This is a genomic window from Bradyrhizobium sp. GW821-FHT12B03 (assembly GCF_058807535.1).
The window spans coordinates 234336-246199 of sequence record NZ_JBXAQU010000006.1 but is presented as its reverse complement, the minus strand read 5'-3'; the positions used below and the strand labels follow the sequence as shown (position 1 = coordinate 246199).

Annotated in this window: 10 protein-coding genes; 5 read left to right on the top strand and 5 right to left on the bottom strand. The window is 65.5% G+C overall.

Going from position 1 to position 11864, the window contains the following annotated elements; translation table 11 throughout:
- The first annotated feature begins 57 nt into the window (after nucleotides 1-57).
- Nucleotides 58-831 carry a L,D-transpeptidase gene (locus AC1RUR_RS14560; RefSeq protein ID WP_492845036.1) on the top strand — a complete coding sequence of 258 codons (774 nt, stop codon included), beginning with the start codon at nucleotides 58-60 and terminating at the stop codon, nucleotides 829-831.
- 17 nt (nucleotides 832-848) lie between these two features.
- Complete coding sequence (locus AC1RUR_RS14555) at nucleotides 849-1484, top strand: DUF2865 domain-containing protein (RefSeq protein ID WP_492845034.1); 636 nt, start codon at nucleotides 849-851, stop codon at nucleotides 1482-1484.
- A 151-nt stretch (nucleotides 1485-1635) separates the two neighbouring features.
- On the opposite strand, the gene AC1RUR_RS14550 is transcribed toward AC1RUR_RS14555, so the two are convergent.
- Nucleotides 1636-3729 (bottom strand): methyl-accepting chemotaxis protein, encoded by a 2094-nt coding sequence (locus AC1RUR_RS14550; protein ID WP_492845032.1) that lies wholly within the window; start codon nucleotides 3727-3729, stop codon nucleotides 1636-1638.
- 270 nt (nucleotides 3730-3999) lie between these two features.
- Between AC1RUR_RS14550 and AC1RUR_RS14545 the strand changes: the two genes are divergently transcribed.
- On the top strand, nucleotides 4000-4155 hold the full coding sequence (locus AC1RUR_RS14545; protein WP_042335954.1) for a Thivi_2564 family membrane protein: 156 nt from the start codon (nucleotides 4000-4002) through the stop codon (nucleotides 4153-4155).
- A gap of 116 nt (nucleotides 4156-4271) precedes the next feature.
- On the opposite strand, the gene AC1RUR_RS14540 is transcribed toward AC1RUR_RS14545, so the two are convergent.
- From AC1RUR_RS14540 to cysD, 4 genes are all read right to left on the bottom strand, one after another.
- A complete protein-coding gene (locus AC1RUR_RS14540) occupies nucleotides 4272-4472 on the bottom strand; it encodes a CsbD family protein (RefSeq protein WP_492845029.1) in 201 nt (66 codons plus the stop codon).
- 176 nt (nucleotides 4473-4648) lie between these two features.
- A complete protein-coding gene (locus AC1RUR_RS14535) occupies nucleotides 4649-6814 on the bottom strand; it encodes a malate synthase G (RefSeq protein ID WP_492845027.1) in 2166 nt (721 codons plus the stop codon).
- Between the two features lie 341 nt (nucleotides 6815-7155).
- The gene (cysC, locus tag AC1RUR_RS14530; protein ID WP_492845025.1) at nucleotides 7156-9072 is read right to left on the bottom strand and encodes an adenylyl-sulfate kinase; all 1917 of its coding nucleotides are present in this window, start codon (nucleotides 9070-9072) and stop codon (nucleotides 7156-7158) included.
- Between the two features lie 20 nt (nucleotides 9073-9092).
- Nucleotides 9093-9887, bottom strand: coding sequence for a sulfate adenylyltransferase subunit CysD (gene cysD, locus AC1RUR_RS14525; RefSeq protein WP_492845023.1), 795 nt, complete (start codon nucleotides 9885-9887; stop codon nucleotides 9093-9095).
- Between the two features lie 236 nt (nucleotides 9888-10123).
- On the opposite strand from cysD, the gene cysG reads away from it, so the two are divergent.
- Nucleotides 10124-11548, top strand: coding sequence for a siroheme synthase CysG (gene cysG / locus AC1RUR_RS14520; protein ID WP_492845021.1), 1425 nt, complete (start codon nucleotides 10124-10126; stop codon nucleotides 11546-11548).
- Nucleotides 11545-11859: a DUF2849 domain-containing protein gene (locus tag AC1RUR_RS14515; RefSeq protein ID WP_492845019.1), complete on the top strand. Its 315-nt coding sequence runs from the start codon at nucleotides 11545-11547 to the stop codon at nucleotides 11857-11859. The genes cysG and AC1RUR_RS14515 overlap by 4 nt, the downstream gene beginning before the upstream one ends.
- Nucleotides 11860-11864: the final 5 nt, after the last annotated feature.

The following is an 11864-nucleotide window of genomic DNA, read 5'->3' as shown; positions in this document are numbered from 1 at the left end:
GCTGCGTTTGTTGGGAAGCCGCATCACTCGCGATGCATACATCCAACGGGGCAGCACATGACCAAGGTCTCTCCAGTCCGTCGCTTCTCGCCGCGCGCCGTCAGCGCTTTCGCCGCCACGGTTCTGGTCGCTGCGTCCGGCAGCGCAGGTGCGCAAACGCTGGGCTATGCGCCGATGCAGCCGCAGGGGTACCCGCAGGATCAGACCTATTCGCAGGGCTACACGAGCGAGGCGCCGCAAGCGGACGAGGATGCCCAATTGCCCGACCGCCTGCGCAAGCAGATCGTCAGCTTCGACCGCAGCGAGCCGGCCGGCACTATCGTGATCGATACCGGCAATACCTACCTGTATTACGTGCTCGGCAACGGCCGCGCCATCCGCTACGGCGTCGGCGTCGGCCGCGAGGGGTTCACATGGTCCGGCGTGCAGAGCGTCAGCCGCAAGGCGGAGTGGCCGGATTGGCATCCGCCGGCGGAGATGATCGCGCGCCAGCCCTATCTGCCGCGCTTCGTCGCCGGCGGTCCCGGCAATCCGCTCGGCGCGCGCGCGATGTATCTGGGCTCGAGCGAATACCGCATCCACGGCACCAACGACCCCTCCACCATCGGCAAGTTCGTTTCCTCCGGCTGCATCCGTTTGACCAACGAGGACGTCAGCGATCTCTTCAGCCGCGTCAGCGTCGGCACCAAGGTCGTGGTGTTGCCGAAGAACGCGCCCCTGATGGCGAAAGGCGGCGACCGAGGGAGCGATTCCTGGCGCAAGCGACCGGCGGTGACCACGCTGCCTTCGGGCCGGCAGGCGCTGAACGTCACGACGTCGGCAGTGAACTAAGGATTGAGTGAGGTCACATGAGCAGACGTCTGATTGGCAGGCTGGCGGGCGGTACGGCGATCCTGATCGTCGCCGCCGCCGGTCTTGCCCTGGCACCGTCCGCGCATGCGGAGGATTTCTTCTCGGCGCTGTTCGGCGGCTTCCGGACGCGGCCGCCGCCGGAAATCCGTCTACCGTTCCCGAACGATGACATGCCGCGCCAGCGGGCCTCCTATGGCGGTGGTGCCGCCTATTGCGTGCGCGGCTGCGATGGTCGCTACTTCCCGGCGCAAGGAAATGACGCGGAGAGCAAGGCGCAATCCTGCAAGAGCTTCTGCCCGGCCGCGGAAACCTCGCTGGTCTATGGCAGCAACATCGACGACGCGACGACCGAGGGCGGAAAGTCCTATTCCGAGCTGCCGAACGCTTTCCGCTACCGCAACGAGATCGTGTCGGGCTGCACCTGCAACGGCAAGAATTCGGCCGGCCTCGCCCAGATCAAGGTCGAGGACGATCCCACCTTGCGCAAGGGCGACATCGTCGCGGGCAGCGATGGCCTGGTGGTTGCCAGCCGCAACGCCAACGACCGCCGCGGCGTGGCGATGAACTTCTCCCCGCTGCCGGACTCGGTCCGCGCCAAGTTCCGCCAGGTGCCGGTGGTGGCCAAGGAGTAGCCCCTGTCGTCCTGGCGAAAGCCAGGACGCATTACCCCGAATCCCAGACTGGCGGCACGCAGATACCGACCTGCCTGCCCACTGCAGAGGCCGGTGGTTATGGGTCCTGGCTTTCGCCAGGACGACACCGAGCGTGTTGCGCCAGCGTGCCCTACGCCGCGCGGATCTTGCCCAGGAAGCCGGTGACGTCCTCGCCGAGCTGGCGGCTCTGGCTCTCCAGCATCTCGGAGGCGTGTTTCACGTTGTCCGCAGCGGCCGCGGCGGCATCCGCATCGGCTTTGACGCCTGTGATGTTGTCGGAGACGTTCTTGGTGCCCTGCGCCGCATATTGCGTGCTGCGGGTGATCTCCTGCGTCGCCGCGCCCTGCTCCTGCACGGCGGCCGCGATCGCGGTCGCGACCTCGTTCACCTCGCCGATGATGCCGCCGATGGTCTGGATCGCGTTGATGGCATCGCCGGCCACCCGCTGGATGTCGGCGATCTGCTCGGAGATTTCCTCGGTCGCCTTGGCCGTCTGGCTCGCCAGCGACTTCACCTCGGAGGCGACCACGGCAAAGCCGCGGCCGGCGTCGCCGGCGCGTGCCGCCTCGATCGTGGCGTTGAGTGCGAGCAAATTGGTCTGTGCCGCAATGGTGTTGATGAGGCCGACGACCTCGCCGATCCGGCCGGCGGATTTCGCCAGGCCCTGCACGGTGCCGTCGGTCTCGCGCGCCTGGGTGACGGCGCGGCCGGCGATGCCGGCGGCATGGGCCGCCTGCTGGCTGATGTCGTTGATCGAGGCGGAGAGCTCCTCGGCGGCGGCGGCCACGCTGTCGACGCTCATGGAGGCGTCGTTGGAGGCCTTGCCGGCAACCTGTACGCGGTCGTTGGTCTGGCGCGACACGGCGGACAGATCGCCCGAGGTCTTGCGCATCTCGCCGGAGGCCTCGCTCAATTCGCCGAGCGTCTTGCGCACCGCGCCCTCGAACTCGCCGACATAAGTTTCGATCGCACGCTGGCGCGCCGAAGCACCCGCATTGCGCTCGCGCTCCTGCTCCTCGATCTTGAGCTTGTCGCCCGCCTGCTGCTTGAAGCCTTCCAGCGCGCCGGCGAGCGCGCCGATCTCGTCATTGCGGTCGAGATAGCCGCTGTCCACGGCAAGGTCGCCGCCGGCGACCTTCAGCATGGCGTCGCGGATGGTGTTGAGCGGATGGATGACGCGGCGATTGACCAGCATGATGGCGCTGACGGCGAGGGCGATGGCGAGCGCCAGAAGTGCGAGCTGCACGATGAGTGCGCGTTGAGCCGCGCCGCGCTGTTCCAGCGTATGGCTCTTGGCGGCGTCGAGTGCCGTTTCGGCGACGGCAACCGCGCTGGCCAGACGGCCCACCGTGACCGGTGTCCATTGGTTCGCAGTCATCTCGGCCTTTTCACCGTTGACAAGCGTATTGGCCAGTCGGTCGCGAAGGGTCAGATATTGCGGATCGAAATAGGCCGTCTTGGCCGTCGTCATGGCGGAGGACAGTGCGGGCGGCAGCTGCATGCCTGACGTCGACAATTCCAGCGCCTTCCACATCGCGGCCGTGCCGCCGACGAATTGGGTATAGACGAGGCGGGCCTCCGGCGTGATGCGACCGGCATTGAGTCCGGTCGAGATGATCAGCGACGCTTCACCCGCGGTATTGCGCAGCAGCCAGGCGCTCTGCTTGATCGACAGCAACTGGTCGATCGCGGCGTCCTGGTGGTTGACGGTGGCGGCGAGGACGTTCGAGAGCTTGTCGAGCGTTTCGAGCAGACCCTGCGTCGTCTCCATATATTCCTTCGGCAGGCCCGCACGGCGCTGGTCCTTGGGCTTGGCCACGTCTTCCCAGAACTGCTTCTGCTCCTCGCTCAGCAATTTGTGGAGGCGCGCCAGCTCCGGCACCAGCATGCCGGACTGCGGAAAGTCCATGGTCGGCAACAGCTCCAGCGCGTGGACCATCGCCGGCATCTCGGCGTCCCGGATCGCGCGCAGATATTTCTCGATCTCCGGGTCCATCGGTTCGGTCGAGTTGAGGAGCCGCGTCGTGGTCGAGCGGTCGGTGCGCAGATTGTGCATCGCCTTGAACAGATCGGCGGAGGCGTCCGCAATCTGCGAGATGCGGTTGGCGGTCTTCAGCCGATCCCAGGATTCATGGGCGGTGAGCGAGAGCGCAATCACCACGCAGACCGAGGTGATCGCGATCACCGCTTTCAGCAGCGCGGATACGGTCAGACGATTGAGCATCGAAGTCCCCCAAATTCCCATCGCAAAGTTCGTGACGACGCCCGGCAACATCGACAAAAGGGGGCGTGGCAGATCGGCAATCGCATGCCGTTTGCGCCGCGGGGCCCAAACGGTGTCTGCATCTGAAAGGAAAAGGGTAAAGTTTTATGCAGTCGGCCTGCTGGTAGAAGTACGCATTTACCAGAAGTTGTAGTGAGTTGCCGAAATGGAACCGGCGCGCGAGACGGGCGTTAGGACATCGTTAGCAATTTGCCTGAAGGGGGCCTCGCGATGCTGGTCGGCGTACTCGTTACCTTTCTCGTCGTTATTCTCGTGCTCTATCTCATCAACATGTTGCCCATGGATGGCCGCGCCAAGCAGATCGCGCGCGTGATCGTGATCATCATCGGCGTGGTGTCGCTGTTGAAATATCTCACGGTGTTCTAGCGAGGGCGACGCGCGGATGAGCCACAGTGATATCCGTGATGCCACAATCAAGGTCCCGAGGGATCGTCCAATGAAGAGCCCCGGCGTGAGCCGGGGCCTTATTTGCCGTATCGGTGCTAGTGCAGCGTCTTGAGCCAGTCGTCGACGTCCTGACGAACCTGGTCCTTGGCCTTGCCGTAGCGCTCCTGGAGCCGGCCTTCGAGCTGTTCGCGGCGTCCCTCGATCACTGCGAGGTCGTCGTCGGTGAGCTTGGCCCACTTCTCCTTGGCCGATCCCTTGAACTGCTTCCAGTTTCCTTCGATACGATTCCAGTCCATGACCATCATCTCCCGTGGTTGATGACCTGACAACGCGAGCGGCGCGCCGCCGTTCCTGCGCGCGCCGCGACGTTTCGCCCGCCGGCCTTTGCCCATCCACGGGTGCCCAACAAAAAAGCCCCGGCGCGTGCCGGGGCTTTTGACGTTTCGGTGACCGGGCTCAGCCCGCCGCCTTGTCAGCCAATAGCTTTGGCCTCGCGGCGGCGCGCAGTCAGGATGTACTCGGTGTAGCCGTTCGGCTGCTCGCGGCCCTTGAAGATGAGGTCGCAGGCGGCCTTGAAGGCGACGCCGTCGAAGGCGGGTGCCATCGGCTTGTAGATGGCATCGCCCGCGTTCTGCTTGTCGACGACGACGGCCATGCGCCTGAGCGATTCCATCACCTGCGCCTCGGTGATCACGCCCTGATGCAGCCAGTTGGCGAGATGCTGGCTGGAGATGCGCAAGGTAGCGCGGTCTTCCATCAGCCCGACATCGTGGATGTCGGGCACCTTGGAGCAGCCGACGCCCTGGTCGATCCAGCGCACGACATAGCCGAGAATGCCCTGGCAGTTGTTGTCGATCTCCTGCTTGACGTCGTCGGGCGCCCAGTTCGACTTCGACACCGGGATGGTGAGGATGTCGGACAGCTTTGCGCGAGGTCCGCCCTTGGTCAGCTCCTGCTGCCGCGCGACGACGTTGACCTGGTGGTAGTGCAGCGCGTGCAGCGTCGCGGCGGTCGGCGAGGGGACCCAGGCGGTGGTGGCGCCGGCCTGCGGATGGGCGAGCTTCTGTTGAAGCATGTCCGCCATCTTGTCGGGCGCCGCCCACATGCCCTTGCCGATCTGGGCATGGCCGGGCAATCCGTCGATCAGGCCCATGTCGACGTTCCAGTCCTCATAGGCCTTGATCCAGGCCTGCGCCTTCATCTCGTTCTTGCGGATCATCGGACCCGCTTCCATCGAGGTGTGGATCTCGTCACCGGTGCGATCGAGGAAGCCGGTGTTGATGAACATGATGCGCTTGGAGGCGCGCTGGATGCAGGCCTTCAGGTTGACCGTGGTCCGGCGCTCCTCGTCCATGATGCCGACCTTGAGCGTGTTCTCGGGCAGCGACAGCATCTTCTCGACGCGGTCGAAGATCTCGCACGTGAACGACACTTCGTCCGGGCCGTGCATCTTCGGCTTGACGATATAGGCAGATCCCGTGCGGCTGTTCTTGACCTTGGAGTTGCCCTTCAAGTCATGAATGGCAAGAAGCCCCGAGACGGCGGCGTCGAGCAGGCCTTCGGGGACCTCTTCGCCCTTCTCGTCCAGCACCGCATCGGTGAACATATGGTGACCGCAATTGCGCATCAGGAGCAGGCTGCGGCCGTGCAGTTTGACCTCGCCCTTGCCGTCCGGTGTCTTGTAGCTGCGGTCGGCATTGAGCGAACGGGTCAGCGTCTTGCCGCCCTTCTCGAAGTCGGCCGAGAGCGTGCCGTTCATCAGGCCGAGCGTGTTGCGGTAGACCAGCACCTTGTCTTCGGCATCGACCGCGGCGACCGAGTCCTCCATGTCGAGGATGGTCGAGACCGCGGCTTCCATGACCATGTCGGCGACGCCGGCCGGATCGTCCTTGCCGATCGCGCTGCTGCGGTCGATCGTCACCTCGACATGCAGGCCGTTGTTGACGAGCAGCACGGCGCTCGGCGCGGCCACATCGCCCTGGAAGCCGGCGAACTGCGCTGCGTTCTTCAGCGCGGTCGCGTTGCCGCTCTTCAGCTTCACCGCGAGCTGGCCCGCGACGATGCTGTAGGCGGTGACGTCGGTGTGGCTGCCGGTCGCGAGCGGCACGGCTGCGTCGAGGAAGGCTTTTGCCTTCGCGATCACCTTGTCGCCGCGCGCCTTGTTGTAACCCTTGCCGCCCTCGGACGGGTCGTGCGGGATCGCGTCGGTGCCGTAGAAGGCGTCATAGAGCGAGCCCCAGCGCGCGTTCGCCGCATTCAGCGCATAGCGCGCATTGGTGAGGGGCACGACGAGCTGCGGGCCGCAGATCTTGCCGATCTCCTCGTCGACATTGGCGGTCTCGACCTTCTGCGTCGCCGGCTCCGGGACCAGATAGCCGATCTCCTTCAGGAAGGCGGTGTAGGCGTCGAGGTCGAACGCCTTGCCCTTGTTGGCGCGGTGCCAGTCGTCGATCTTGGCCTGCAGCGTGTCGCGCACTGCCAGCAGGGCCCGGTTCTTCGGCCCCAGCTCCTTGATGATGGCGGCAACCCCGGCCCAGAACGCATCCGGCGCGATCCCCGTTTTCGGGGCCGCTTCCTTGGCGATGAAGTCAAACAGGACGGGAGCGATCTTCAATCCGTGGGCGTCGACGCGTTTCATGATGGTCTTTCTTGTTGGAAATGGCTGTTTTTTGGCTGCTTTTGACCCGACAGCAGCAAAATGCGCTCCAGGGAGCGGCTTTCGGGGTCCTATTAGCCCCAAAATCGGGGCGGTGAGAAGGCCTCCGACGTCTGTCAAAATGTCAAGGAAGGGTGGGAGCCACATCTGTCGTCCTGGCGAAAGCCAGGACCCATTACCCCAAGGAGGGGTTTGGCGAAGACTCGTCGTTTGGTACTGCGACCGAGCCCAACGGATAAATCACGCAGTATGTGTCCTGGCCTTCGCCAGGGCGACACCGGTGGTGTGGCGCCGAGTGTGCTCCCTCAAGAGGAGCGCGCCCCTCAGATATTCGCGGCGAGATCCACGACTTCGTCGAACAGCACGCCGGTCGACTTCAGCATCTGTTCGATCTCGTCGGCTGCCTCGGCGACCGTCCGTGTCGAGGTGTCGATCACGAGCTCGGCCGCCTGCGGCGCCTCGTAGTCGTTGCCGATGCCGGTGAACGAGGCCAGCGCGCCGGCACGGGCCTTCTTGTAGTGACCCTTCGGATCGCGCTCTTCGCAGACGCCGGCCGGCGTCGCGACATGGATCTCGCGGAACGCGGTATCGGCGATGCGGCGCGCGGTGGCGCGGTCCTCGCGGGCGGGCGAGACGGCAGCGACGATGGAGATGTGGCCGTTGCGGGCGAGATGCGTCGCGACCTCGGCGAGGCGGCGGATGTTCTCGCTGCGGTCGGTGGCGGAGAAGCCGAGATCGCTGTTGAGCCCGGCGCGCAGCGTGTCGCCGTCGAGCAGGATCGGCGAGCCGCCATTGGTGAAGAGCCGCCGTTCCAGTGCCTTGGCCAGCGTCGACTTGCCGGAGGCCGGCAGGCCGGTGAGCCAGACCACGGCACCGTTGTGGCGGTAGCGCGCAGAGCGCTCGTCGAGGCGCAGCGCGGATTCCACCGGCACGATATCGACAGGCACGGCACGCTGGCCGGCATCGACCGACAGTACGAGGCCGCCGCCGGCGATACGTCCGGACACCTCGATCACGAGACGACCGGTGCGCGGATTTTCCGTGTAGGGATCGGTGGCAATCGGGCTCGACAGAGAAATGTCGATCTCGCCGACATGGTTGCGGCCGATCGCCTTGTTCTCGACGCTCGACAATTCGCCGGGATCGACCGCCTTCTCGATCGCGACGACCGTGGCGCGGCTTTCCTTCGGCCCGCAGCGGACCAGGAGCTGGTCGCCCTTGGCCAGCGGCTTGTCGTGCAGCCAGAAGATGCGCGCGCGCAGACGGCGCGTCTCGCGCGGGGCGGAGCCGGTGTGCGCGACGATGTCGCCGCGTTCGATGAACAATTCGCGGTCGAGCGTAATGCCGACCGAGCGGCCCGCGCCCTGCCGTCCGGCGACCGGCGTCACCGGCCAGCTCTCGACGGTCTTGATCCTGGCGATCTTGCCGGCCGGCATGATCACGATCTCGTCGCCGGCAATCAGGCTGCCGGATTCGATGCGGCCCGCCACGATGCGGCGGTCGTCGAACTTGTAGATCGCCTGCACCGGCAGCCGCAGCGCCAGCGCTTCCAGCGGCCGCGCCGGCTCGAGCCGGTCCAGCGCCTCGACCACGGTCGGTCCCTTGTACCAGCCGATGCGGTCGGTGCGCTCGGCGACGCCGTCGCCGTCGCGCGCGGAAATCGGGATCACCGCCGTCGGCGTCACGCCGAGGCCTTGCAGATGCGCGGAAATTTCGTCGCTGATCGCCTGGAAGCGATCGGCGGAGAAATCCACGCGGTCCATCTTGTTGACGACGATCGCGACCTGCTTCACGCCGAGCAGATGCAGCAGATAGCCGTGCCGCCTGGTCTGGTCGCGCACGCCTTCGAGCGCGTCGATGATCAGCACCGCGCCGTCGGCCTGCGAGGCGCCGGTGATCATGTTGCGCAGGAATTCGGCGTGGCCGGGCGCGTCGATCAGGACGATGTCGCGCGAATTGGTACGGAAGCGGATCTGCGTGGTGTCGATGGTGATGCCCTGGTCGCGCTCGGTCTGGAGCGCATCGAGCAGAAACGACCATTCGAACGGCATGCCGCGCCGGGCGCTGACGGCCTTGAGCATCTCGAGCTTGCCGTCGGGCAGGCTGCCGGTCTCGTGCAGGAGGCGGCCGACCAGCGTCGATTTGCCGTGGTCGACATGGCCGACGATGACGATGCGGACCTGCGGACGCGTGGTGCCGTTCGGGGTCGCGGGCGAAGCGGAGGTGACGATCATGTTCATGGCCGCGTTGCGTCCTGGGGTCAGAGATAGCCGGCGACGCGGAGGCGCTCGAAAGCGTCCTCGGTCTCGTGGTCGAGCGCGCGTCCCGCGCGCTCCGGCACCTTGGTCTGTTCGAGCTCGACCAGGATCTCGTCGATGGTCGATGCGGTCGAAACAACCGGATTGGTGATGTCCTGATCGCCCAGCGAGCGGTAGCGCTTGCCGTCTTTCGACAGATAGAGCGGGATGATCGGGATGTTCTCGCGCTTGGTGTAGGCCCAGATGTCGGCCTCGGTCCAATGCAGGATCGGATGGATGCGCAAATGCGCGCCTTGCGGCGGCGAGGCGTTGAAATGATCCCAGAATTCCGGCGGCTGGTCGCGCACGTCCCAATTGCCTTCGAGACCGCGCGGCGAGAACACGCGCTCCTTGGCACGTGTTGCCTCCTCGTCGCGGCGGATGCCGGCGATCAAGCCGTCGAAGCCGTATTTGCCGAGCGCCATCTTGAGGCCCTCGGTCTTGCGCGCGGCGGAACGGGCGGCCGGCGGCAGCGTTGGGTCGACGGCATCGATGGGCGGGCAGGGCTCGACGCGCAGGTCGAGATCCCACTCCTTCCCGTAATGATCGCGGAAGCGATACATCTCCGGAAACTTCTTGCCGGTGTCGACATGGAGGGCCGGGAACGGCATGCGGCCGAAGAACGCCTTGCGCGCCAGCCAGATCATGACGTTGGAATCCTTGCCGAGCGACCACAGCAGGGCGATCTTCTTCAGGCGGGCGAAGGCTTCGCGGAAAATGTAGATGCTCTGCGCCTCGAGCTGGTCCAGATGGTCCATGCTGGGCGCGGTCAGCGCGATGGGAATTTGCTCGGAAACGGGAGGGCGGGAGTCCCGTCCATCTGCACCGGAATCGGTCCTGAGAAGATGCATCTCTGCCACTTTGCGTTTGGAGGCGAAAATTCTATAGTTGCGATGCAGAAGAGAAGAAGAAATTTTCTCTTTGCACGCTCGAAACGACACATATATAGAAAATAATTCCAGTCAACCCCGGATGTGGGGGAAGCGAGTATCGTATGCGGTTCTTGCCCGTGTTCCTCGATCTCAACGCCGGTCCGGTGATTCTCATCGGCGCGGGTGAGCTTTTGCGCGCCAAGCTGCGCGTGCTCAGCGCTGCCGGCGCGCGCATTCGCGTGCATGCGATCGACGGCAATCATGATCTGGGCCTCGGCTCCGAGGACGCGGCACGCATCGAGATCGCGGCCGGTGATCCGCTCACCGCCGATCTCGCAGGCGTCATCGCTGTCGTTTGCGCAGGCGCGGGCGATGTCGGCGTTGCGATGTCGGCGCGGGCAAAGGCGCTCGGCCTGCCCGTCAACGTCATGGACGACCTCGAGCATTCCAGCTTCATCTTCCCGGCGATCGTTGATCGCGGCGATGTCGTGGTCGCGGTCGGTACCGGCGGCACCTCGCCCGTGGTGGCGCGGCGCGTGCGCGAGAAGATCGAGGCGCTGCTTCCGGCGCGCATCGGCGAACTCGCCGAGTTCATCGGCGGTTTCCGCAAATCCATCAACGAGCGCATCGCCGAGTTTCCGCTGCGCCGCCGCTTCTGGGAGCGCGTCATCGACGGTCCGATCGGCGCCGCCGTGCTCGCGGGCCGCAGGAGCGAAGCGGACGCGGCGCTCAAGGCCATTTCCGATCCCTCCGCGTTTGCGCGCGCCGACAAGCCGGAAGGCTCCGTCGCGCTGGTCGGCGCCGGCCCCGGCGATCCGGATCTGCTCACCATCAAGGCCCTGCGCGCATTGCAGGATGCCGACATCGTCTTCCATGACGAACTGGTTTCTCCTGAAATTCTCGACCGCATCCGTCGCGATACGACGCGCGTGCCGGTCGGCCGCCGCGTCGGCAAGCCGGGCATCGGCCAGGACGCCATCAACAGGCGCATGATCGAGGCCGCGCAATCCGGCCAGCGCGTGGTACGGCTGAAGGGCGGCGATCCCTTCGTGTTCGGTCGCGGCGGCGAAGAGGTCGAAGCGCTGCGCACGGCGGGCGTTGCCTATTCGATCATTCCCGGCATCACCGCCGGGCTCGGCGGCGCCGCCGATTTCGAGGTGCCGCTGACCTATCGTCATGAAGCGACCCGCATCACCTTCCTCACCGCGCACAAGGCGCGCGATGCGGAAGCCGTGGACTGGTCGACGCTGACCGACACCAGGATGACCGTCGTCGTCTACATGGGTATGACCGCGGCACCGGCCGTGCGCGCCGGCCTGTTCGCGGCCGGTCGTTCGCCGGAGACGCCGGTCGGCGTGTTCGCCCGTGTCACGCGGCCCGATGCGCAAGGCGCGATCGGCACGCTGCGCGACCTGCCCGAACTGGTGCGGCGGATCCATGGCGGTCCTGCCATTCTCGTCATCGGCGACGTGGTCCGGCATGCCGGCTCCCTGCGTCGCCAAACACCCAAGCAAATCATCTCTGACCTCCTGGATGCTGCCGAATGACTTCCCCCCTGCAACAGAAACTCAAAGTCACTGGTCCTTCCGTCGTCACCGCCAACCGCACCTGGGATGGCGTCGTGATCTACCGCACCACCGCCAAGGGTTGGTCGGAACAACTGGCTGATGCCGCGATCGTGAGAAACGCCGACGAGGCGAAAGTGTTGCTCGCAGAGTCGATCGCCGATGACGTCGGAGCGATCGGTCCCTATATCGCGCCGGTGCAAGTCGACGATGACGGCAAGATCCTTCCGGGCAATCTGCGCGAAGAGATCCGCCGCGCGGGCGCGACCATCGACCTGCCGGCTCAGGCCTAAGGCGA